Annotated in this window: 24 protein-coding genes; 6 read left to right on the forward strand and 18 right to left on the reverse strand. The window is 59.2% G+C overall.

Going from position 1 to position 22,801, the window contains the following annotated elements:
* Positions 1-566: methyl-accepting chemotaxis protein (locus ABJN75_RS06655; protein WP_348437997.1), on the reverse strand; the 566-nt coding region annotated here is incomplete at its 3' end.
* An 88-nt stretch (positions 567-654) separates the two neighbouring features.
* Complete coding sequence (locus tag ABJN75_RS06660) at positions 655-2,109, reverse strand: TrkH family potassium uptake protein (protein WP_348437999.1); 1,455 nt, start codon at positions 2,107-2,109, stop codon at positions 655-657.
* 75 nt (positions 2,110-2,184) lie between these two features.
* On the opposite strand from ABJN75_RS06660, the gene ilvA reads away from it, so the two are divergent.
* Entirely contained in the window at positions 2,185-3,459 is a 1,275-nt protein-coding gene (gene ilvA / locus ABJN75_RS06665; RefSeq protein WP_348438001.1) for a threonine ammonia-lyase IlvA, read from the forward strand.
* 85 nt (positions 3,460-3,544) lie between these two features.
* Here the strand turns inward: ilvA and ABJN75_RS06670 are convergent, their stop codons facing one another.
* The 3 genes from ABJN75_RS06670 to ABJN75_RS06680 all read right to left on the reverse strand — a co-directional run bounded on the left by ABJN75_RS06670 (position 3,545) and on the right by ABJN75_RS06680 (position 7,133).
* A complete protein-coding gene (locus ABJN75_RS06670) occupies positions 3,545-4,531 on the reverse strand; it encodes an alpha/beta fold hydrolase (RefSeq protein ID WP_348438003.1) in 987 nt (328 codons plus the stop codon).
* A 141-nt stretch (positions 4,532-4,672) separates the two neighbouring features.
* A complete protein-coding gene (locus ABJN75_RS06675; protein WP_348438005.1) occupies positions 4,673-4,990 on the reverse strand; it encodes a PilZ domain-containing protein in 318 nt (105 codons plus the stop codon).
* A gap of 151 nt (positions 4,991-5,141) precedes the next feature.
* Entirely contained in the window at positions 5,142-7,133 is a 1,992-nt protein-coding gene (locus ABJN75_RS06680; protein ID WP_348438008.1) for a bifunctional 2',3'-cyclic-nucleotide 2'-phosphodiesterase/3'-nucleotidase, read from the reverse strand.
* A gap of 225 nt (positions 7,134-7,358) precedes the next feature.
* Between ABJN75_RS06680 and ABJN75_RS06685 the strand changes: the two genes are divergently transcribed.
* Positions 7,359-7,655 (forward strand): HlyU family transcriptional regulator, encoded by a 297-nt coding sequence (locus ABJN75_RS06685; RefSeq protein WP_348438010.1) that lies wholly within the window; start codon positions 7,359-7,361, stop codon positions 7,653-7,655.
* Positions 7,656-7,767: 112 nt separating this feature from the next.
* Here the strand turns inward: ABJN75_RS06685 and ABJN75_RS06690 are convergent, their stop codons facing one another.
* Positions 7,768-8,136 carry a hypothetical protein gene (locus ABJN75_RS06690; protein WP_348438012.1) on the reverse strand — a complete coding sequence of 123 codons (369 nt, stop codon included), beginning with the start codon at positions 8,134-8,136 and terminating at the stop codon, positions 7,768-7,770.
* Positions 8,137-8,327: 191 nt separating this feature from the next.
* Positions 8,328-8,516, reverse strand: a complete 189-nt coding sequence (locus ABJN75_RS06695; RefSeq protein ID WP_348438014.1) for a DUF3008 family protein — start codon at positions 8,514-8,516, stop codon at positions 8,328-8,330.
* 308 nt (positions 8,517-8,824) lie between these two features.
* On the opposite strand from ABJN75_RS06695, the gene ABJN75_RS06700 reads away from it, so the two are divergent.
* Positions 8,825-9,190, forward strand: coding sequence for a PRC-barrel domain-containing protein (locus tag ABJN75_RS06700; RefSeq protein ID WP_348438017.1), 366 nt, complete (start codon positions 8,825-8,827; stop codon positions 9,188-9,190).
* A gap of 220 nt (positions 9,191-9,410) precedes the next feature.
* Here ABJN75_RS06700 and ABJN75_RS06705 read toward each other — a convergent pair whose 3' ends face one another.
* A complete protein-coding gene (locus ABJN75_RS06705; protein ID WP_348438019.1) occupies positions 9,411-9,875 on the reverse strand; it encodes an Lrp/AsnC family transcriptional regulator in 465 nt (154 codons plus the stop codon).
* A gap of 167 nt (positions 9,876-10,042) precedes the next feature.
* On the opposite strand from ABJN75_RS06705, the gene ald reads away from it, so the two are divergent.
* The gene (gene ald / locus ABJN75_RS06710) at positions 10,043-11,161 is read left to right on the forward strand and encodes an alanine dehydrogenase (protein ID WP_348438021.1); all 1,119 of its coding nucleotides are present in this window, start codon (positions 10,043-10,045) and stop codon (positions 11,159-11,161) included.
* 64 nt (positions 11,162-11,225) lie between these two features.
* Here ald and ABJN75_RS06715 read toward each other — a convergent pair whose 3' ends face one another.
* The 6 genes from ABJN75_RS06715 to ABJN75_RS06740 all read right to left on the reverse strand — a co-directional run bounded on the left by ABJN75_RS06715 (position 11,226) and on the right by ABJN75_RS06740 (position 15,877).
* On the reverse strand, positions 11,226-11,696 hold the full coding sequence (locus ABJN75_RS06715) for a DUF1203 domain-containing protein (RefSeq protein ID WP_348438023.1): 471 nt from the start codon (positions 11,694-11,696) through the stop codon (positions 11,226-11,228).
* Between the two features lie 66 nt (positions 11,697-11,762).
* Entirely contained in the window at positions 11,763-12,344 is a 582-nt protein-coding gene (locus ABJN75_RS06720; RefSeq protein WP_348438025.1) for a GNAT family N-acetyltransferase, read from the reverse strand.
* Between the two features lies 1 nt (position 12,345).
* A complete protein-coding gene (gene sseA / locus ABJN75_RS06725) occupies positions 12,346-13,224 on the reverse strand; it encodes a 3-mercaptopyruvate sulfurtransferase (RefSeq protein ID WP_348438027.1) in 879 nt (292 codons plus the stop codon).
* Positions 13,225-13,439: 215 nt separating this feature from the next.
* Positions 13,440-13,967: a hypothetical protein gene (locus ABJN75_RS06730; protein WP_348438029.1), complete on the reverse strand. Its 528-nt coding sequence runs from the start codon at positions 13,965-13,967 to the stop codon at positions 13,440-13,442.
* Positions 13,968-14,091: 124 nt separating this feature from the next.
* Complete coding sequence (locus ABJN75_RS06735) at positions 14,092-14,817, reverse strand: alanyl-tRNA editing protein (RefSeq protein WP_348438030.1); 726 nt, start codon at positions 14,815-14,817, stop codon at positions 14,092-14,094.
* Between the two features lie 22 nt (positions 14,818-14,839).
* Entirely contained in the window at positions 14,840-15,877 is a 1,038-nt protein-coding gene (locus ABJN75_RS06740; protein ID WP_348438032.1) for a cysteine synthase A, read from the reverse strand.
* A gap of 274 nt (positions 15,878-16,151) precedes the next feature.
* Here ABJN75_RS06740 and ABJN75_RS06745 point away from each other — a divergent pair, with 274 nt between their 5' ends.
* Both ABJN75_RS06745 and ABJN75_RS06750 read left to right on the forward strand, forming a co-directional pair.
* Positions 16,152-16,796, forward strand: a complete 645-nt coding sequence (locus ABJN75_RS06745; RefSeq protein WP_348438034.1) for a ChrR family anti-sigma-E factor — start codon at positions 16,152-16,154, stop codon at positions 16,794-16,796.
* 86 nt (positions 16,797-16,882) lie between these two features.
* Positions 16,883-17,686 (forward strand): SDR family NAD(P)-dependent oxidoreductase, encoded by an 804-nt coding sequence (locus ABJN75_RS06750; RefSeq protein ID WP_348438036.1) that lies wholly within the window; start codon positions 16,883-16,885, stop codon positions 17,684-17,686.
* A 147-nt stretch (positions 17,687-17,833) separates the two neighbouring features.
* On the opposite strand, the gene ABJN75_RS06755 is transcribed toward ABJN75_RS06750, so the two are convergent.
* Genes ABJN75_RS06755 through ABJN75_RS06770 form a run of 4 tightly spaced genes read right to left on the reverse strand, consistent with a single transcriptional unit; the run spans position 17,834 to position 22,773 of the window.
* Positions 17,834-19,084, reverse strand: a complete 1,251-nt coding sequence (locus ABJN75_RS06755; RefSeq protein WP_348438038.1) for a cyclopropane-fatty-acyl-phospholipid synthase family protein — start codon at positions 19,082-19,084, stop codon at positions 17,834-17,836.
* Positions 19,085-19,121: 37 nt separating this feature from the next.
* A complete protein-coding gene (locus ABJN75_RS06760) occupies positions 19,122-19,973 on the reverse strand; it encodes a DUF1365 domain-containing protein (RefSeq protein ID WP_348438040.1) in 852 nt (283 codons plus the stop codon).
* Between the two features lie 2 nt (positions 19,974-19,975).
* Positions 19,976-21,316, reverse strand: coding sequence for an FAD-dependent oxidoreductase (locus ABJN75_RS06765; RefSeq protein WP_348438042.1), 1,341 nt, complete (start codon positions 21,314-21,316; stop codon positions 19,976-19,978).
* Complete coding sequence (locus ABJN75_RS06770) at positions 21,313-22,773, reverse strand: deoxyribodipyrimidine photo-lyase (RefSeq protein WP_348438044.1); 1,461 nt, start codon at positions 22,771-22,773, stop codon at positions 21,313-21,315. Before ABJN75_RS06770 ends, ABJN75_RS06765 begins: the two co-directional genes overlap by 4 nt.
* Between the last annotated feature and the right edge of the window lie 28 nt (positions 22,774-22,801).

Raw genomic sequence — 22,801 nt, forward strand, 5'->3', positions numbered from 1 at the left:
GCGATGACGGCAAATCCGCGGCCGGCTTCGCCGGCGTGAGCTGCCATGATTCCCGCGTTGACGGCGAGAAGCTGGGTCTGGGTGGCGATGCCCTGGATGGCTTCCGAGAAGGAGTGAATCTCCCTGATCTGGGTCGAGACCGAATTCAGAACACTGGTGATTTCGGTGGCGCTGGATGCCATCGACTTGATGTCGGCAACGGCATTGACGAGAATTCCATTCACGCTTTTCGTGGTGGTGTCGAGACCCGTCTGGGTGGTTTTGGCGGATGTGATCGCGCCGTGCGATGCCTCGGCGACGGTCTGGTTCGACCGCGCGATCATCGAGATATCCTGCGTCAGGGAGTGAAATTCGTCGGCTTGCCGGGACATTGACCCCGATACATCGCCAATCATGCCGCTGGTATCGGCAATATTGACCGAAAGCTCGCCAATCTGCGAGCCGATCACGTTCAGCGCCCGTTCGAGGCTTGCCTGGTCGCGTGCCTGCCCGGCAGGGGCGGTTGCCTTTTCAGCATCCGGTGCGTCAGCGGAACTGTCGGGCAATGAAACTCGCAATGCGTGCATTCGATCTTATCCTCCATCGCATTGGAGGAAAACAGAGTTTGGTTAATCGATGGATAATGTAGGAGAGTGTAATGCTTGAACGCAGAGACTATTCCCGCCAGAATGCAGGCATCAACAGCACCAGAACAGCAAGTATCTCAAGCCGGCCAAGCAACATCAGGAAAATCAGAATCAGTTTGGCGGGATCGCCGAGAGGCGCAAAGCTCCCTGCCGGACCTATGACTGAGCCTATGCCCGGACCCACATTCGCCAACGCCGTGATCGAGCCGGAAATCGCTGTTTCCACGTCAAGACCGGTTGCGGCAAGGGCAATGGAGCCAAGCGCCCATATTCCGACATAGGCGCAAACGAACAGAAACACCGTGCGTTGCATGTCCGGTTCGACGGCCACCGAGCCGTAACGGACCGGGCGAACGCTGTTGGGATAAATCAGCCGCAACAGACCCGAGCGGATCGAACTGGCAATGATCACCAGTCGGTAGGCCTTGATGCCGCCGGATGTCGATCCCGAACAGCCACCCAGGAAGGTGGCCATGAACAGGATCGTAACCGCCAGCGGTCCCCAGAGCGTGTAATCGGTACTGGCAAATCCCGTGGTGGTCACGATCGAGACAACATTGAAAGCCGAATGGGTAAGCGCAATGCCGAAGCTCTCGTCTTGTGACAACCGCAGGCTGAGCGCGATGATGATCGTGAGAACCAGCAGCAGGCCGCCATAGGCGAAGATTTGCGGGTCACCCAAGGCATCGAGCCGGCCGCGCACGGCAAACAGGATCAGGACCGAAAAGGGCAGGCCGGCGATTGCCATGAAGATGGTGCCTGTCCAGATCAGGGCCGGGGACTGGAATGCACCGAACGAGGCGTCATGGGTGGAAAACCCGCCCGTCGCCAGGGTGGTCATGGCGTGGTTGACCGCATCAAAGTCACTCATGCCCAAAACGCGGTACAAGATGGCGCAAATTACGGTCAGACCGATATAAATCGCAAAGAATGCGCGGACGAACACAGCAAAGCGGGCGAACGGCTTTTCAGAGGTGTCGGAGGATTCAATCTTGAAGACGGTGAAGCCACCGACCTTAAGAAACGGAAGCACCAGAAGGCCCATGGCGACAATGCCGATGCCGCCGAACCATTGCAGAATGGAACGCCACAGCAGCAGGCCCGGCGGCGCTGCATCCAGGCCGGAGATCACCGTCGCACCGGTGGTGGTGACGGCTGATACGGATTCGAACAAAGCGTCGGCCATATCGAGACCCAGCGAAGCCAGATAAAACGGAATGGCGCCGGTGACCGACAGTGTGATCCACAGCAAATTGACAACCAGAAAACCCAGACGACGCGAAAACGGCGCATTGGCGCCGCGGTTTGCAGCCGCTGACGCGAGGCAGATGGCTCCGACAGCGAAGGATGCCACCGCGAACACCTGCCAGTCGGGGTTGCCGGAATAGAAATCCACCATGGCCGGTACAAGCATGGCCGCAGAGAGATACAGCCCCGCCATGGAGGCGATGAAAACCGCTGATCTGATTGTCTGGCCGTGCAAGCCCGCGCCCTCTTGGGTGCCGGTTGCTGCAGGATCTGGTTGGCAACCGGCTGGTTCCCGTGGCATAGACCCGCGATGAGCGAAAAACAATCACCTGACGCATTTCGCGTGTGTGCCGATCTGGCGCTCGAAGAGATGCGGGCGCTGTTTGGCGTCACACCGTTGCAACTCAACGACCATTTGTCCGCGCGCTATGGCGCGCGGATCTGGCTCAAGCGGGAGGATTTGTCGCCGGTCCGATCCTACAAGATCCGCGGAGCGGTCAATTTCATTCGCAAGGCTTTGGATGCCAATCCGGAGCAATCGTTGTTTATCTGCGCCTCGGCCGGCAATCATGCGCAGGGCTTTGCCTATGTCTGCAGGCATTTCGGGCGCAAGGGCGTGGTCTTCATGCCGGTGACGACGCCGCAGCAGAAGATTGACAAGACCCGGATGTTTGGCGGTGAATTCATCGAAATTCGGCTGATCGGGGATTTTTTCGACGCCTGCTATTCAGCGGCGCAGGAATTCGCCGTGGAGCAGGATGCGCTGATGGCGCCGCCTTTCGATCATGACGATATCATTGAAGGGCAGGCGACAGTGGCTGCCGAAATCGCCACGCAACTGCCCGATGGCGAAACGCCCGACCTGATCGTGCTTCCCGTTGGCGGCGGCGGTCTGTCGGCTGGCCTGGCGCGCTATTTCGAAGGCCTGATCGACAATGACCGGTTTTTGCTGAGCGAACCTGAGGGTGCGCCGAGCCTGAGGCAAAGCCTTGCCGCCGGGCACAGGGTCAAGCTCGCCAAGATCGACAATTTTGTCGATGGCGCTGCCGTGGCGGAAATCGGCGTGCGCAATTTCGAAATTCTCAAGCGATTCCGGGCCGACCAGGTCCAGATCGTGCCGGAGAACGCCATTTGCCTGACCATGACCACGATATTGAACACCGAAGGCATTGTGCTTGAACCCGCAGGCGCCTTGTCGCTCACGGTTCTGGAGGCTCTGGGGCCGGACAAGCTTGCCGGCAAGACTGTTATCGCGGTCGTCTCCGGCGGAAATTTCGATTTCGAGCGGCTTCCCGACGTCAAGGAACGGGCGATGCGCTATGCCGGCACCAAGAAGTACTTCGTTCTGCGGCTGGCTCAGCGGCCGGGCGCCTTGAAGGATTTTCTCGACTTGCTCGGTCCGGATGATGACATCGCGCGGTTCGAGTATCTCAAGAAATCAGCACGCAATTTCGGCTCGATCCTGATCGGCATCGAAACCAAGGCGCCGGAGAATTTCCTGCGCCTGACCGAGGCATTCGACCAGGCAGGGTTGAATTATCAGGACATCACCGACAATGAGATCCTGTCGAACCTGATTATCTGACGTATTTCGCAATCAGATCATGAAAAATTGTGCCGCTGGCATATCCGCTGGAGTACGCCGGGTTCAATCCTGTGGAGCATGGATCCTACAGTTTTGAGATCCAGTCAGCGGCGTATCCGGCCAGTCTTTCGGTGGTGCCGGGAGACAACGCATCGCCGGCGATCACATGGTGATTGGGATCGTCGCTGTCGCTGACCTCGACCATGTCTTTGGCGCCGCCCCATTTTTCAGCCATGGCCTTGACCAGATCGGGTTGAATGACCTGATCTTGCGGCGAGTAAATGAACAGCGACGGAACGGTAATCCTGCTGGCATCAACCGCATTGGCCAGCTTGACAAGCGAGGCCATCGGCAAAAGCGCAAGGCTTGGATATTCATGGGTCCAGAACCTGGCTTGCTTTTCGTTCTGCGGTTCGAACGAGCGCCGCTCTCCGGCAATCAACGGCACCAGTTTCTCCGCCCATGGCATGGCCAGAAGGCTCGACCCTGCAGCCTGAACGCCGTAGTTTGGTGAAATCTGTACCATGCCAATGACATCGCGCATCAGGTCTGGCCGGGTGGCGGCCCAGGTGGTCAGGGAGGCACCGGTCGAGGTGGCGATGATGACGACGCGCTCGCCCAGCCTGCGGCCAATCGCCAAGGCTTCGGCCAGATCATTGACCCAGGCATGGACCGAGCCTTCAAGCATGGCGTCACCGCTGCGGCCATGACCTTTCAGGCGCGCATAAAAGATGTTCGCCCCCAGACGGCGGCCCACAAGATCGGGCAATGGACGTATTTCAGCCGGACTGGCGGAGAAGCCGTGGACATAGACAATGGAAATCGGGGTGCGGGCGCGCGATGCCGGGTAGGCCCAGACAATCTGGCGCTCGTTGCCGGGACGCAGATCGTCAAAGCGGGCTTCCGATTGATCGATGTACCGGTCGAGATCCTCGGGGAGGGAGCTCTCGACAAAATCAATGCCGGTATCGGCGACCGGACGCGGCCCGAAAGCAAACACGGTTCCAGCGGCAATGATTAAAAACGCAATGATATACAGCACCTTGCGTGTCCTTGACGTCCGCTTTGCCATGGTCATCTCCTCCCGCCCGGGATCCCATCGATTATTGATGAGTGAATTGACGCAAGCTTAAGTTAGGGAAGGTCGGCGCGCAATGGCTGGAGGACGGTTTGCACGGCAGCTTGTCCGATTGTCGTTGATGTGCCCAAGGCTTCACGCCGTTACTGGATTGTCCTTGAAGAACCGGTAGTAGCTTTCGACCTTGGCGCGATTGTTTGAGGTGAGCACCAGTTCGGCGCCGATCCGCGGACGCCGGATCCAGCGAACCGTTCCGATCAGAAGCCCCATCTCTTCGGTTTCCACGGTGATCTTGTCGCCGAACCCGACCGGAATATCGACCGACAGATACATGCAGATGCCGTGTTGCGAAAGGTCAAGCACTGCGCCATGGGATTTTTGACCCATGCATTCGATTTTCGCGCGAAGCCGCGTCCTGTCGCGCTGGATAGCGCGACCGTTGTATCCCTTCATGTCCGTTCGCCTCCCCTGGCTGACAAGACATCGATTGTCGCAAAAGGTCGTAATCAAAAAGCTAAAACCGGATCCAAAAGGCGGTTGCGGTTAAGGCCAGATGAATCCCGGTGTCTGCGGGACACCGGGGCAAGGTGATTGAGCTTTTGGCTCAAAGGGTGATGCGGAACAATGCAAAGCCATCGGCGCCATCGCCGGCCGGTTCAATCGAAACGCCGTTGATCCCGCCCACGAACTCCCTGGCCCTTGGGCCGGTCGAGAACAGCACTGTTGCCCCCTCGACAGGAGCGAAGCTCCAGTTTCCGTCGGCGGAAGGGTTGATCGTGCCTTGTTCGACGATGTAGCGCACGATCACGTCGCGGTTGGTGTCGGGGGCCTGGAAGACGACCTTGTCGGGGCCGATCTCGGGGAAATTACCGCCGCCGCCGCCACGGTAGTTGTTGGTCGCGACCACGAATTGCTGCGCCGGATCAACAGGCTGGCCATTGAAGCTGAGGTTTTGAATCCGGCTGGCATCAGCGTTCTGGAGCTCGCCCTTGGAGGTGTATTTGGCAGGCTGAGAAAGGTCGACCTGGTAGGTCACGCCGTCGATGACGTCGAAATTGTAGGACGGAAAATCGCCATTGATCAGGTCCGCGTCTTTTGCGCCCGGTTCGATCTGGTTGAAGATGCCGGCCGACATTTCCAGCCAATCCTTGACCTGCGCCCCGGTGATCACCACCGCCTGGACAGTGTTGGGATAGAGATAGAGATCGGCCACATTCTTGATGGCGATGTCGCCGGCAGGAACATCAGTATAGTAGTCGGCACCGCCGCGGCCGCCGGCCTTGAAGGGAGCTGCGGCGGAGAGTACCGGAAGCTCTTTCCATTCCGTCTGGCTGAGCATGTCGGTGATGTACCAGGTTTGCGCCTGGCTGACGATCTGGACCGAGGGGTCGTCGGCGACAAGGGCGAAATAGGAATGCAGCGGCGCGGATGTCTTGCCGACGGCGGTGCGGACATAGGCAAGTGTGGCCTCATGCTCGGCCTTGGCCGCTGCCATCACTTCGGACTTGTCAGCCACCAGGGCGACAACCTTCCTGTCAACGCGCTCATAAATCGGCCGGGCTTCGGAGCTGTGACCGATAATCTTCCAGGAGTTGCCGTCGCGTTCGAGCATCAGGTCGATCAGACCGAGATGGGAGCCCCAAAAGCCACCCATGACGCCGGGTTTGCCCGAAATCGTTCCCTTGGCGTTGTCGACCCCTGCCATGCCTTCGAATTTCGGACCGGGGAAATCGAGATGGCTGTGACCGGTGACAATGGCGTCGATGCCGGGAACGGCGGCGAGCGGAACGGAGGCATTTTCGAGGTTTTCAGCCCAGTCCTGCTGACCTATGCCTGAATGCGACAGGGCGATGACGACATCAGCACCTTCCTCGCGCATTTGCGGTACCCAGGCTTCGGCCGCCTTGACGATGTCGCGGGTGGCGGCATTGCCGCTGAGGTGCCGGGAATCCCAGGTCATGATCTGCGGCGGGACAAAGCCGATCAGGCCAATCCGGATCTTATGGTCGGTGCCTGCGCCATCCTGGATGGTGCGATCAAGGATCATGTAGGGTTTCAGGAACAGATCGTCGTCGCGCGGATCGGCGGCGAGCGGGCCCTTGGTCAGGTTTGCGCAAACAAGCGGGAAATTGGCGCCGGAAATGACCTTGAACAAGAAGTCGAGGCCGTAGTTGAATTCGTGGTTGCCCAAGGTGCCGCCGTCATAGCCGAGCACATTCATGGCGGCGATGATCGGGTGCATGTCACCCTCTTTCATGCCGCGCTCATAGGCGATGTAATCGCCCATCGGATTGCCCTGGAGAAAGTCGCCATTGTCGACGAGGATCGAATTGCGCGCCTCGGAGCGGATCTGGTCGATGATCGAGGCGGTGCGTGCCAGGCCCATCGTGTCATTGGGCTTGTCGCCATAATAATCATAGGCGAAGACATGCACATGCAGGTCGGTGGTTTCCATGATGCGCAGATGCGCCTGATTGGTTGCAGCGCGGGCCGTAAATGGATGCACCATGGCGAATGCGCCCGTGGCGGCAAACCCGCCCAGCAGGGAACGCCGTGAAATCGGATGCAGCATGTCAAGAACGCGTTGGTCTTTCATGGACTTTCTCCCTGCCTTTGACCTAAAAGAAATCTCCCGGACCCGCCCGAGGCGGATACCGCATCGGCAGCAGGTTCCATCCGCCATGTCAGGCGGGCAACAATAAACGCCAAGTGTGATCCCGATATGACGCTTGTGCAACCGAATAGTTGACTGGTCGCGTCATGTCAGGATTGGCGGGCAGGGACCGGAAACCAGGTTATACCGAAAGCGAGGAATAAGGTCATGGCAGGAATTTTGGACAGTATCCGCAATCTGTTTGGCGGCAACGCGACCTCAAATCCGCCGCAGGCCGCCAGCGAGCCCGATTCCTACAAGGATTGCCTGATCTATACCGAACCGATGGCGGAAGGCGGTCAATGGCGTGTGGCGGGGCGCATCGTCAAAGGCGAAGGCGCTGAGGTCAAAGAACATAAATTCATCCGCGCCGACATATTTTCAAACAAGGAAGAGGTTGAGGCTGCGACCTTGCGCAAGGCGCGGCAGATCATCGACGAACAGGGTGCGGCGCTGTTTCGCTAATGCTGGCGGCGGGTCAGTATTTTCACACCGGTTTTGATGCGACCAACAAGCCACGGCGCGGAAGCGATAATTCCGCGCCGTGGATCCGGCTCAGTCGATCAGGTTTTCGCGTTCAGTCAAACGTAACGTCGTCGTCGCCCAGATAGACATTGCTGGCATCGCAGATGTCGATAGTGTGCGGATCATCAAGGACCTCACCGTCGCCTTCTCCGAGCCAGCCGGCCTGGAAGACCTGATCGCAGGCGCAAGTGTCTGCTGAGAACTCGGCCTTGGCGCTTTGACCGGGCGCCATTTGGTCAGCCAGCCAGTTGTCACTCCAGGTGCCACCATCATCATCACTGGTGTAGAAGCTGATCAACGTGTTGTCTTTGGTGTCATTGTGAATGGTAAAGACGCACTGGGCGCCGGTTTGCGCCACGGCGGCGGGTGTGGCGGCGAATACGGTCAAGGCCAGTGCAGCAGCCAGTCTGATAAGCTTCATGGTGTTTCCCAAGGATGAAATTGTCAGGGTTAGAGCGCCCGACATTACATCACGCCGCTGCACCCGTCTGCCCATGGCCGCGACTATATTTTCTCGACCCAGCCGCAGATATCCAGACGACGGACACTGTTCGGATCCGATGCCCCCTGATCCGATCGGGCGCCTTGCGATCTGGTGCGGTGCGGTGTCACCTAGTCATCTGAAGCCCGGTCTGGCAGGTCCTCGCGCGTGGTCGAGGCCAGTTCGTCGAGTTCGGTCTCGCTCATGCTGTCATACATTTCGCGCGACGCGCCCTTTAGATCCGAGACCTCGGTCTCGCCGCGTTTGGCTGACAGCGCCGCGCCTGCGGCTTTTTGCTGGGCTTTCGATTTTGCCGGCATGGTCAAACTCCTTTTGTTTGAGGTTTTTGTATCTGACAAACGCAGACTGCGCAGATCCGGTTCCAGCCGCGCTGATCGACACCGGCGAAGTAACGTTCAACCAGAGACGTACCCGCCATGTGAATTTCTGCGAAAGGGATTGCGGCGGAAAAACGGCCCCGCTGCCTTGAAAAATTCACGATGAAAGAGGGAACGCGGGTGGCCGTAACGCGTTGTTTGTCCATGGCTGGCGGATACCGCAGACGGTTCTGCAATCGCTGGCCAGACTGACACCCCCACTGGCATTTGCCACCCAAGAGGAGAAACTCATGTCCACACTTACCAAGGAAAACGCTTCGGTCATTGGCAGCGACAAGGTTGCCGGCACGGAAGTTTATGACCGGTCCGGAAAACACATCGGCTCGATCGAGAAAGTCATGATCGAAAAGGTCGGCGGCAAGGTGACCTATGCCGTGCTCAGTTTCGGTGGCTTTTTCGGCATCGGCGACGACCATTACCCGCTGCCCTGGGAAAAGTTGCAATATGACGAGGAACTGGGTGGATATCGTGTCGATATCTCCAAGGAACAGGTTGAAGGCGCGCCGAAGTACAACAAGGAGTCCGACTACGACTGGACGCTGGGCGCGCAGGAGCGTCTCTACGCCCATTATGGCCAGCCGCCTTACTGGCGCTAAGACGCAAGCACCACATTTGACGAAAACCAACGGCTGTCGATCTTTCGGCAGCCGTTGGCTTGCCCAGCGTTATCCGCAACATGTTGGCCGTAACCTGGTGCTTGCGGATGACATCAAGCTTCCGTGGTTGGGATCCCGACATCATCGTACTCCTTGAGCGCGGTTTCGGAGACAGTCTGTCAGAGGGCCAGCGGATTAGACGGACCAAATTTGCCACTAATCAATTCACCCCAACATTGGGGCGATCGATGATTTCACGAAGGGCGAAACTCGAGTTGATCTTGACCACATGGGGCAGGGCGGACAGCCAGTCGCGATGGATCCGCTCGTAATCCTCGAGATCGCGTGCGGCGATGCGCAGAACGTAGTCATACTCGCCGCTCATCAGGTAGCAGACCAGAACATTGGGGCAGAGCTTTACCGCGGATTCAAATTCCGCCAGCGTTTTGGCGAACTGACCGGACAACGAGATATGGACAATGGCGATCATCGTATAGTCGAGTGCCTTGTGCGATACGCGCGCATGATATCCCTTGATGACCCCGGTTTTCTCCAGCATGTCGAGCCGGCGCGAGCAGGCGGAGGCCGACAGGCCGATCCGTTCGGCAAGGGCTGCGTTGGAGATTCTGCCCTCCTTTTGAAGTTCCTGCAAAATGGCGATATCGAGTGAGTCGAGTTCATGCATTCGAGGAAGCTCCGAATATTTCGACATATCACGCAATAATATTCGAAAGCGCAGGTGCGGACAAGTTCACTTCGCAAGGACATTTCGCGCATGAAATGTTGGAATTGGCTGCATTGAAATTGGATCTGGCGCCTCTGGTGTCAGTCCGTGGCTCGGAGGAAGCGTCAATGCGTGTAGGTTGTCCCAGAGAAATAAAGAACCATGAATACCGGGTCGGCCTGACGCCCGGCGCCGTTCGCGAATATGTCGCGCACGGCCATGAGGTGATCATCGAGACCAAGGCGGGCATGGGGATCGGCGCGGATGATGCGGCCTACCAGGCCGCCGGCGCCAAGATCGTGGGCAGTGCCAGGGAAGTCTTCGAGCGCTCCGACATGGTGGTCAAGGTCAAGGAGCCACAGCCGTCCGAATGGGTGCAACTGCGTGAAGGCCAATTGCTCTATACCTATCTTCACCTGGCTCCGGACCCCGAGCAGACCAAGGGCCTGCTGGCTTCGGGTTGCACGGCGATTGCCTATGAAACAGTCACCGATGATCGCGGCGGTCTGCCGCTGCTGGCGCCGATGTCGGAAGTCGCCGGACGGCTGGCAATTCAGGCCGGCGCCACCTCGCTGCAGAAAGCCAATGGTGGACGCGGAATTCTCCTGGGCGGCGTCCCCGGTGTCCTGCCTGCAAAGATTGCGGTTATCGGCGGCGGCGTGGTCGGATTGAACTCGGCCAGGATGGCGGTTGGTCTGGGCGCCGATGTCACCATTCTCGACAGGTCGCTCCCGCGCCTGCGTCAGCTGGATGATATTTTTGGCGGCAGGGTCCACACCCGTTATTCGACCATCGAGGCTCTGGAAGAGGAAGTGTTCTCGGCGGACGTGGTGGTTGGCGCCGTGCTGATCCCGGGCGCAGCCGCACCCAAGCTTGTAACCCGTGAAATGCTGTCGGGCATGAAGAAGGGATCGGTCATCGTCGACGTCGCCATCGACCAGGGTGGATGCTTTGAAACCTCGCACGCCACCACCCATGCCGAACCGACCTATGAAGTCGACGGCGTGATCCATTATTGCGTGGCCAACATGCCCGGCGCAGTGCCGATCACATCGGCGCACGCGCTTAACAACGCCACCTTGCAGTACGGCCTGCTGCTGGCCGACAAGGGCCTTAAGGCAATTGCCGAGGATCGTCATCTTCGCGCCGGCCTGAACGTCCACATGGGCCGTATTACCAGCCGCCCGGTCGCTGATGCTCTCGGCTACGAACTCGCGGATGTGGACCAGGCACTGAAAGCCGCCTGATCCGGCCTGGAAGCCGGTCGAAGCTGTTCAAATACCCGCCGGCGGTTCCGGCGGGTATTTTGCATCAGGCGCGCTCGATGCGGCATTGATAGCAGTTCATTTGCGAGGATCGCATGTGAACATAGGCGACGTCGTTCCGGTCAAGCAGACGGCGGGCGGTTTGCTCGATCCTGTCGGGCGTCACCACCTCGGCGGCATCGTAATTGATCCAGTCATTGTTGTTGTAGCCGCGAAGGATATAGGCGCGTCCGTTCTGGAACATCGGCGCGGCCAGCTGCGAATCGGCTGCGCGATCGCATTCGCGCGCATGCAGGAATATCGGACCGGATTCGGCATAGGGTTGTGCGCAGGGGAACGGGCGGTGGGCCAATATCAGATATTCTTCTGCCTTGCCGACAGGAGAGAGACAATGGCGGCAGGGGATGGCTCCGCCACCCGATATCGCCCGCTGCGGAACCTGGTCATTGGCATCTGTTCCGCCACGTTGCAGCGCGCGGACGATTTCGGTGTCGAGGGCAACGAATTTGATGGTCATCACGGCGCTCCATTTGTTGTCGCGTCATGACCTTTATGCACGGGATGGAAACCCCGCCACCCGATTTCAGCCGGCGGGCTGTTCCCCGGCCTTCATGATGGCCAGGATCTCGTCGTCTGCCAGTGGCCGGATGATTGCCTGGTTCTGGCTGACCGGATTGAAGCCGACACGTTGATAGAGCGGTAGCGCGGCCGGATGATCGAGCGTGTTGGTGGATACGATCACGCGCGCCGGAGTTGTCACCCAGGCTGTCGACAGGGCTTGGCCAAGCATCCATTCGCCAAGTCCGCGTGCCCGCGCATGCGCCATCAGGCCGAAATAGGACAGCTCCACGGTCGCCTCCTCCAGTTCAGCGAGTTCGAAAAAGCCGGCCGGCGCGCCATCAACGCCAAGCACGTAGATGTGGGTTGTCTTGGCATGAATGATGTCTGCCAACTTCTCTTCGCTCATGCGCAGACGATTGACCCAGTGCCATTCGCGCCCGACCTGCCAATGCAGATAGCGGTAAAAATGCAGCGGGATATTCGTGGCCCTGATCAGGCTGGCGTGAAGATTGACCGGCAATGGCTTGAGTGTGTGCGGATACCGCTTCATCTCGAGATGGGTGACGGTGGCCTTGAGCGATTTCGGTTTGGCAGCCTTCACCATCTCAGTTTTCTCCGTCGTCGATTGATCCGGTGACAATCGGCGTGTCATTCCGGCCACCCCATTCCGACCAGGAGCCATCGTAAAGCGTGTTGTCGCGGTGTCCGATCGATTGCAGGGCCAGCGTGATGACTGCCGCGGTGACGCCGGACCCACAGGTGGTAACAACCGGCCTGTTCAGATCCAGTCCAGAGGATTCAAGTATCTCGCGCAATTCGTTGACGGGTTTGAGTTTTCCACCCTCCGACAAGGCCTGGAACGGAATGTTGCGGGCGCCTGGCATATGGCCCGAACGCATCCCCGCACGCGGTTCCGGCTCTGTGCCTTCAAACCGGCCCGGACCGCGGGCGTCGGCAATTTGCGATGACTTGCTGTCAACGATCGACCGCATTGCGTCGAAGCCTGTCACCGCATTGCCATCGCGGGTGGCGTTAAAGACGGCTGCTTCAGGTGTTTCGGGCGTACCGGTTTCAGTGGGTAGTCCCCGGTCTTTCCAGCTGTCAAAGCCGCCATCAAGAACGAAGACATTGCTGGCGCCAAACAGGCGCAGCAACCACCAGACACGCGGCGCGGTGAACATGCCCGGTCCGTCATAGACGACGATGGTGTCGGTTCCGGTCAGTCCCAGTTTGCCGACCGCGCGGGAAAACTGCTCCGGTCCGGCAATCGTGTGCGGCAAGCCTGAAGCGGTGTCGACGATTTCATCCTGATCGAAGAACACCGCTCCGGGAATGCGAGACATTGCATAGTCTTGCGCCGCGTCACGGTTCTGGTTGGGCAGATACCAGGAGGCGTCCACGATCTTGAGCCCTGGCTGGCCAATGCGGTCCCTGAGCCAGTCGAAGGAGACGACAAAGGAGCTTCTGTCAGGCGAGGTGATCATGGTGACATCCCTGGAATTGGAAACAGGCGCGGTCCGGATTGCGTTGTCCGGCATGTTATGTGATGCAGGCATGAGGCAGCAATGTGGGATTGCAGGCTGTCACCGATAAAATCGTCCGTGTCGGGCGCCAAGGCTCCGCCCGACAAACCTTTCCCTGTCTGTAGTTTTCCAATCCACGAAACAATATGGCCTCGTCAGGACGGGGGATCTGCCAATCAATACAAGGAAGAGGGCTGATATACCGTTGCGTCGTCAATCAGCAGTGTGATTGCCTGTGACTCGGTGTCATCGGTGGTTTCATCAGTCTCTTCGGTGTCCGCGTCTTCAAGCAACAGCAAGCTGATTTCGTCTTCCTCAATTGCAGCAGATTGCTTACCCGCGCCGCCAGAGGGGCCGGCGCCGCCATTCGTCGGCGGAGGAGGTGGCGGGCCATCAGGGCGCGCAGGACCGGTCGATTCGGTCTGCTCCATTGCCAGAAAGGCAGTGACACGGTCTGATGCGACACGCGCCGTGTCTGATGCCGTCGCGGTTTGTGTCCTGGTCGTGGAGGTCTTGGCGTCAGGGAGCTTGGCGTCGGTGTCCGTCCGCGGCAGCGGCATGAGACTGGGGACCATCGCGGAAACCTGATAGGAATTGGCGAGTATGGACGGCATAGGTTCACTTTGCTTGGTCGACGGGCGCGGCACAATGGCCACGTCAATCTTGTGGAGCCCGAGCCGCAAGGCGGACAAGCCCGTTGGCATGAATTCCACCTTGTGTGAAATCTGTTAACGTTTTCTCAAATGCGCGACACGAATTGGATCTATTGGCAAATATCGGTCGTATGGATCAAACCAACAGGGCCTGCCCCTCGTTCAGTTGTATCCATCAGCCCGGCAGCGGGCCGAACCTGATGCGGAAGCGGCGGTTTTCCTTGCCCTTCTTCTCGATCTTGCCGATGTGGATTTCTCCGACTTCAGCGGTTTCGCCGACATGGGTGCCGCCGCAGGGCTGGCTGTCGACCGATGAGCTTTCACCGATGCAGACCAGACGGATATCGCCCTGACCTTTCGGAGGACGAACGTTCTTGGACTTGATCAGGCCGGGATTGGTCTCGAGGTCGTCTTCGGAGATCCACTGATTGAAGATCTGGTGGTTGGCGTTGACGAGTTGCATCAGCCTGGCGGTGACTTCAGCCTTGTCGATGGTGTCGGACATGTCGAAATCGACCCGGCTGTCGTCCTCGTTCACCGCCGCACCGGTGATCGGGTAGGGGCAAACCACGGACAGCAGATGGCAGGCAGTGTGCATCCGCATAAGCTTGTAGCGCCGGTCCCAATTTATGTGCAGCACCAGCTTTTCTCCGATAGCGGGCACTGCCTGACCGGGGGCGGGGATGTGGATGATGTCGGCCTTGGTCTCTCCCGTCACCGTACCGGAGATCTCGATCCTGTCGCCATTCTCGCGCTCGAAAAACCCGGTGTCGCCGGGCTGCCCCCCGGATGTTGCGTAAAAGCAGGTCTGATCCATCTGGATGCCGCCATCTTCGCGAATCCCGGTGACACGCGCTTCGGCAGTGGAAAGATAAGCGTCTTCGAGAAACATGGCTCGCATGGAAAATGGACTTTCGTGAAACTTATTCGTTGATATAGGGGACTGAAATTTCGCTCTTGCGGCTCAGCCATTCAGGCACCGGCAGGTCCTTGGACGCCAGGAACTCCGGGTTGAACAGCTTGGACTGGTAGCGGTTGCCGTAATCGCAAAGCACGGTGACGATGGTGTGCCCCGGGCCCATCTCGCGGGCCATGCGGATGGCGCCCGCCACATTGATCCCCGAGGATCCGCCCAGACAAAACCCTTCATGCTCAAGCAAATCGAACACCAGCGGGATGGCTTCGGAATCAGGAATGTTGAACGACATGTCGGGCGTAAAGCCTTCGAGATTGGCGGTGATCCGGCCCTGGCCGATGCCCTCGGTGATAGATCCGCCGGAGGATTTCATTTCGCCGGTTGTGTAAAAACTGTGTAGCGCCGCGCCATCGGGATCGGCCAGGCCGATCTTGACGCTGTTGGAAGCGGTCCGCAGGCCTTCGGCAACCCCGGCCAGGGTTCCGCCCGAACCGACCGCGCAAATGAAACCGTCGACCTTGCCATCGGTGTCGCGCCAGATCTCCGGCGCGGTGGTTTTCACATGCGCCTGGCGGTTGGCGACATTGTCGAACTGGTTGGCCCAGATCGCGCCGTTTGGATCCGTTTTGGCAATCTGCTCGGCGAGCCTGCCCGAAAGACGTACGTAATTGTTGGGGTTGCGGTAGGGCGCCGCAGGCACTTCGACCAGTTCCGCGCCCAGCAGACGCAACGCATCCTTCTTTTCCTGGCTCTGGGTTTCAGGAATGACGATGACAGTGTTGTATCCGAGCGCGCGAGCGACCAGCGCCAGGCCGATGCCGGTATTGCCGGCGGTGCCTTCAACAATGGTGCCGCCGGGGCGCAGCAACCCTTTTGATTCGGCATCGCGAATGATTTCGAGCGCCGCCCGGTCCTTGACCGACTGGCCGGGATTGAGGAACTCGGCCTTGCCGAGAATGGTGCAGCCCGTGGCTTCCGACGCCGCCTTGAGTTTGATGAGCGGGGTATTGCCAATGGCGTCTAGAATGGAGTTGAAGGATGGCATGATGATTCCTGTTGTTGGCTGTGGTCCCACAGACACTCAAAGATTAGGCAGCCTGTTGTGGCTTCTCAAGGGCTCGGTTGCAAGAAACAGGTTCTTCACGAGGCCGCAGCATAAGAGATTATTTGCCTTGGAATGGCAAAAATGAGAAACCGGGCTATTCCGGTGATCCGGATTGTATGCCCGGTCGTAAGCACAAACAACTGGATCAGACCGGAGCGTGCGGTTTCGCCGGTAGCGCGAAACAGACGCCGAGATGTTGGAAAGCTTGATACGCATGGTGCGTGAACACATCGATACACTAGACTCGCTGCTCGCCAGATACGTCGCCGGAACCCTGCCAACGCCCGCTCGGGTGCTGGTAGAGGGCCATCTGGAGCTGAAGCCGAAGGCCCTGGTCAAGGTCCGTAATCTTGAAGCCATGGCCGGACTGGAATTGATGGATATCGATCCGGTGACGCTTTCCGATCGCGATGCCATGCTGGCGGCGGTGTTGGCATCGAGCGCTCCGGAACAGCCGACCGCGGTCAGGTCTGGCAAAAACCGGATTTTTCCGAAGGCGCTTTACGATTTTGTCGGCTTTGACGCCGCGGATGTGCCGTGGCGCACGAAGATGCCCGGGTTCAAGGAATATGATCTCGGTGATATCGAAGGCTGTCACGTCAATCTGTTCTGGATCAAGCCCGGCCGCACGGTTCCGGCGCATACCCATGAAGGCAGCGAATTGTCGCTGGTGCTTGATGGCGCCTTCAGTGACGCGCACGGACATTACGGGCGCGGGGACATCTCCGTGGCCGATGATTCTGTCGATCACCGTCCTGTTGCCGACAAGGGACAGCCCTGCATCGGCTTTGCGGTGATGGATGCGCCGCTGAAACTGACCGGGTCCTTCCGACAGCTGATCGGCGACATCATCGGCTGATGCCGGCGATTTATTTCACCACGAGCACAACCGAATGGACGTCGGGAGCGTATCAAGCTTGGGATGTTTTGTTTTGGAGAGTGATCTTGACCGCCTATTTTGCCAAGCCTGCTGACGGATCAGTGTGGATTACCGGTGCATCGAGCGGGATCGGCCGGGCGCTGGCGCTGAAGCTGGCGGGTGAGGGGTACACGGTGTACGCAACCGCGCGCGGCGAAAGCGCGCTGATTGAGCTTGAGCAGGCCTCGCAAGGTCTCGATGGCAAAATCATCGCCGCCCCAGGCGATGTCACCGATACTTCAGTGATGGCCGAAATCGCCCGTCGCGTCGATGCCGACGGTCCGGGGCTGGCGCTTGCGGTGTTCAACGCCGGGATCTATCTGCCGGTGTATGGCGAGACGCTCCAGGTCGCCGATTTCGACAAGAGCTTTGCCGTCAACTTTTCGGGTGTGGTCAATTGCCTGGTTCCTGCGGTCGAGCGGATGAAGGCACGCGGACGCGGGCAATTGGCAATTGTCTCCTCGGTCACCGGTTATGGCGGAATGCCGACGAGCGCGGCTTATGGCGCGACCAAGGCGGCGCTGAACAATATGACCGAAAGCCTGAAATTCGATCTCGACAAGTTCGGCGTGCGCATTCAGGTGATCAATCCGGGATTTGTCGACACACCGGCCACTTCCGAAAATGCGTTCACGATGCCGGCATTGCTGCAGCCTGAAGACGCCGCCCGACGTATTGGAGAAGGGTTGAAATCCGGATCTTTCGAGATCACGTTTCCGCGCCGCTTTACCTATGTGCTCAAGCTGCTGCGATTGCTGCCTTACCCGGCCTATTTCGCGCTGATGAATGCGGCGACGGGCTGGAAGAAGCGGCCGCCTCAAACTGGCTGATGTGCGGCTTCAGACGATTTCAATCCGGGGAGGGACCCCAGCCTTCATCCGCAGATCCTTGCCATGGTGCCGTGGTTGCGGTCCCGGATCTGTCGTGGTTCACCGACACCGGTATATTGTTGTTGCGACGGGCAACGGATTAGCCGCCTAACTGTAGACCACCTGGCGGACGTTGATGTGACCGGAGCGGAAGCCGGCTTCGCAGTAGTACATGTAGAATTCCCACAGGCGCTTGAAGCGCAGATCGAAGCCCATCGGCTGGACGTCATGCCAGACTTTCCAGAACCGCTCTCGCCATTCTGCCAGCGTCCGGCCGTAATCCGGTCCGAAAGCGCGATGACCGGTCAATTCGAGCCCCGCCGCCTCGCCCAGCGACTTGAGATGGTTCTCGGTGGGCAGCATGCCGCCGGGAAACACGTAACGCTGGATGAAATCAGGATTGGAACGGTAGGCCTGATAGGCTTCGGGCTTGATGGTGATGATCTGCAGACCCGCCTTGCCGCCGGGCTTGAGACACTCGCGCACCTTGGAGAAATAGGTTGGCCAGTATTTTTCCCCGACCGCTTCGAACATCTCGATCGAGACAACGCCGTCATACCGGCCGGTCTCGTCGCGATAGTCCTGAAATCGCAGATCAACCTTGTCTGACAGCCCGGCCTTCTCGATGCGCTCCCGGGCAAAGGCCAGTTGCTCGTTGGAAATCGTCAGACCGGTGACGCGGCAGCCGATTTCGCGGGCGGCGAATTCCGCAAATCCGCCCCAGCCGCAGCCGATTTCCAGCACTTGATCGCCGGATTTCAGACCGGCAGCATTGGCCAGAGCCCGGTATTTGGCGGTTTGTGCGCTGGCGAGATCATTTGCGCCGTCCTGGAAAAGCGCCGATGAATAGGTCATCGTCTCGTCAAGCCATTTCGCATAGAACTCGTTGCCGAGGTCGTAATGCGCTGAGATGTTCTTTCTGGCCTGGGTGCGCGAGTTGGACCGAAGCCAGTGGCGCACCTGCTCCACCACCCGCATGAGCCCGCGCGCCCCGCCGGCCAGCGTGTTTCCGACTTCGACATTGACCAGAAACAATTCCAGAAAACTTGTGACGTCGGGGCTTTCCCAGTCGCCGTCCATGTAGGATTCAGCCACGCCGATGGTGCCACCGGTGAGGGCGCGGTGCGCCAGGTTCCAGTTGTGCAGGATCAAAGTCGCCTCGGGGCCTTCGGAGTGGCCCTGGACGCGCACGGTCCGTCCATCCGGCATGCGGATTGACAATTGCCCGTGGCCCAGGTGCAGGAGTCCGCGCAACATCATTTTGGCCTTTGCCGGCAATCCGCGCAGATAGGCCGAAATATTGTCGGGCGACAGTCTTTCAGGGCAACTCTGTTCATTCCAGGCGGCTTCAGTCTTCATCAGCGCAGCCTCCTCTGTCTCGCCATGTGTTGGTCCGTCACGGCTTTGCCACCTGACGTTCGAACTTTCCCTGATCGCGAAAGCTCGCAACTGGAGGCGGCGCCGGGCGCGGCACGTAACGCATCCCCTTGAGCCACAATTTGAGAGCTTCATAGTGGATGCCGCCGACAATCTTCCACGTCAAAAGCGGAAACTGCAAGAGGCAAGCCGAAATCGATGCTGTGCTCATGGAGCGGCGCGCCCCGTTATAGGTGGCGGCGAGCAACGGTCCGTCCTGGTCTGTTTCGAGGATTCTCCACTTGATCCGCTCGGCGGGGAGGTTCATGCGGAAATTGTATCGCATGTTCAGTTCGATGAATGGCGAAACGTAAAACAGCTTGGCCCGGCTCTGGCGAATGCCTGCCGGCGAGATGTCACCGTCTTCGATCCTGCAGACATAGGTGTGGCTTTCGCCGAATGTGTTGCGAACCGCGTAAACCATGGCCACGGGCCGGTCGTCGGTTCCGTACGCGTAGTAGACCGACAACGGGTTGAAGACCTGTCCGAAGATGCGCGGATAACAGGCAAGCTCGATGCGCAAAGCCGGCTTCGGCAGACCCGCATCCTGCAACAGCCGGTCGATATGGGCGCGCAGCGATGTTTCGTTGGTCCCGCGCAGATGATCGGCTTCATAAAACGACATCAGGTTGGCCCGGTTGACCGAAAACAACGGCGACAGACGATTGGCCTCGTCAAGGCGGTCAAGATCGACAAGCATCGAATAGACCTTGTAGCGGAACCTGTGGCCGACCGGTTTCATGCGCTGGTGCATGACTTCGCCCACGTACAGCGAGGCTGCGGCCCGAGCGGTATCGCTCTCGGCGTCGGAGTGTTTGACAGGTGTGCTCATGCTCACGCCGCCGCTGCTGCGGGAGTGAGCGATGCGGTGCGCCAGGGCAGCGTCGCGCCAAGCGCTTGCGCGGCTGCGATGCCGGAACTCAAGCCATCCTCGTGAAAGCCATACCCGGTCCAGGCGCCTGCGAAATAGGTGTTGTTGTCGCCCTGGATGGTTTTCAATCTGGCCTGGACGCGCATGGCGTCCGTTCCAAACTGGGGATGGTCATAAGCATATTCACCGAACACCAGTTCCGGTCGCGGTTCCCGGTCCGGGTTCAGCGTGACGAACAGGGGCTTGGCGGAATCAATGCCCTGAAGCCGGTTCATCCAGTAGGATACCGCGACGTTCGCGTCGCTGCGCTGGTCGGAGGAGCGCAGGTAGTTCCATGACGCCCAGACCTTCTTGCGCACCGGCATAAGTCTTTCGTCGCGATGCAGGATCACACGGTTGGGGCTGTAGGGAATTGCGCTCAGGATGTCGCGTTCCTCGTCGGTCGGGCGGTCAAGTATCCTCAGCGCCTGATCGGTGTGGCAGGCGAGAATGACACGATCATAGGACCGGATTTGGCCGGAGGTGTCGAGGATGTCGACACCCTGGGCGGATCTGCGCACCGAAACAACTCCGCTCTCAAGCCGTAGCCTGTCGCCAAGCGGAGCCAGCAGTTTTTCGAGATAGTTGCGGCTACCGCCCGTCACTGTCCGCCAGGCGGGGCGTTCGGCATAAATCAGGCGATGGTTTTCAAAGAAATTGACAAAATGGGTTGCCGGGAACTCCAGCATGCGCTTGGCCGGCGTCGACCAGATCGCCGCCGCCATCGGAACCAGGTAATTGTTGGTGAAGCCCGGCGAAAAACCACGCCAGTTCAGATAGTCGCCAATCGAGCGCGCGGCGAGGTGACCCTCGGCGCGGTCGCGGAGGCAGATCTTGTTGAACCGCAGGATTTCGCGCAACATCAGAATGAAGGACGGCCGCAGGAGGTTGCGCTTCTGTGCAAACAGGGTCGAGAGATTGTCGCCGCCCCATTCCAGCTTGCCGTGATCCAGCGAGAGCGCGAAACTCATGTCGCTCTCATGGGTCTTGACGTCGAGATGGGCGAACAGCGCCGTCAGATTCGGGTAATTCAGCTCGTTGTAGACGATAAAGCCGGTGTCGACGGAAACCGGGGTTCCTTGGTAATCGATGTCGACCGTGGCTGTATGGCCTCCGGGGCGCTTTTCCGCCTCATAGACGGTGACATCATGCCGTTCACGCAATGCCCAGGCGGCGGATGCTCCTGATATGCCTGAACCGATGACGGCGATTTTCAACCGCTCGGGACCGGTCATGACGGATTTCGGCAACAGGTGAACGTTCATGCGACATCCTTGATTGTTTGGTATGCGGCGAGTGCGCGCTGGCGCGCCCCCTGGTGGTCGACGATCGGATTTGGGTAGGTTTGGCCAAGGCGGACGCCGGCGGCCTCAAGCACGCTTTGCGGCGCTTGCCAGGGCTTGTGGATATATTTGGCGGGCATTTCGGCCAGTTCGGGCACGAACTCGCGGACATAAGCTCCCTCGGGATCGAATTTCTCACCCTGCAGCACCGGATTGAAAATCCTGAAATAGGGAGATGCGTCGGCGCCGGAACCCGCGACCCATTGCCAGCTTGCTGCATTGGAGGCAGGATCGGCGTCCACCAGCGTGTCCCAGAACCAGGCTTCGCCTTCGCGCCAGTCGGTCATCAGATGCTTGGTGAGAAAGGATGCTGTGACCATGCGAACGCGGTTGTGCATCCAGCCGGTCTGCCAGAGTTCGCGCATGCCCGCGTCGACGATCGGATAGCCGGTCAGGCCCTTCTGCCACGCCTTGAGCACTCGTTCATCGGCAATCCACGGGAACGCGTCGAATTTGGCGCTGTGGTTCTTCTCCGGCAGGTGGGGCTCATTGGCCAGCAAATGCCATGCGAATTCGCGCCAGCCGATCTCCTTGCGGAATTTGCTGCGGTCGGTCGTGGCGGCGTCCGTCCCGGTGCCGTTCAGGGCTTCGATGATCTGAGACGGCGTGATCTCCCCGTTTGCCAGATGCGGCGACAGCCCCGAGGTTGCGTCCACTCCGGGAATGTCACGGCGTTCGGCATATCCCTGCATCCGGTTTTCCAGAAAATCTGCCAGCCGGTCCCGGGCACCGTCCTCGCCCGGCGTCCAGGCGCCCGCCATTCCGCCCGACCAGTCGGGATCGACGGGTCGCAATTGCCAGTCATCCAGCGTTTCAGACATCAATTCCACAGCGGACGCCAATCCCTTGAGTGATTGCGGCGCCGGAAGCGGCGGTCGGGTTTCGATGCCTGGCTCGATGGCCCGCCAGAACGGGCTGTAGACCTTGTAATGGGTGCCGGCGCCGGTCCTGAGCCGCGTCGGTTCGTGCAGAAGCTGCCCCGGAAAGCTCTCGGCGGTGATTCCATTGTCCTGCAGACGGGTTTTCAGCGCTGCATCGGTGGTTTGACACGACGGATCATAACGCCGGTTCCAGTAGACTGCCGATGCGCCGATTTTCCTGGCCAGACCGGGAATGATTACCGACGGGTCGCCGGACATCAGGACGAGCGGCGCGCCGAGGCCTTCGAGCTTCTCAGACAGACGCGAAAGAGAGTGATGCAGCCACCAGTTCCGTGCCGCGCCCAGTGGCCTGGCAGGGGAACCGCTTTCGCGGATGAAAGCCGGAACAACGGCTGTGTGCCGGCTTGCCGCCGTCAGAGCTGCATTGTCGCCGATCCGCATATCGTTGCGGATCCAGACAATGGCTGCGTCCCTAAAGATTGGTGTGTCGTTTTCCATGCTAAAATAATTTTCCGCTGAATCGCCG

This window comes from Hoeflea sp., from assembly GCF_039975035.1.
In the GTDB taxonomy this organism is placed as follows: domain Bacteria; phylum Pseudomonadota; class Alphaproteobacteria; order Rhizobiales; family Rhizobiaceae; genus Hoeflea.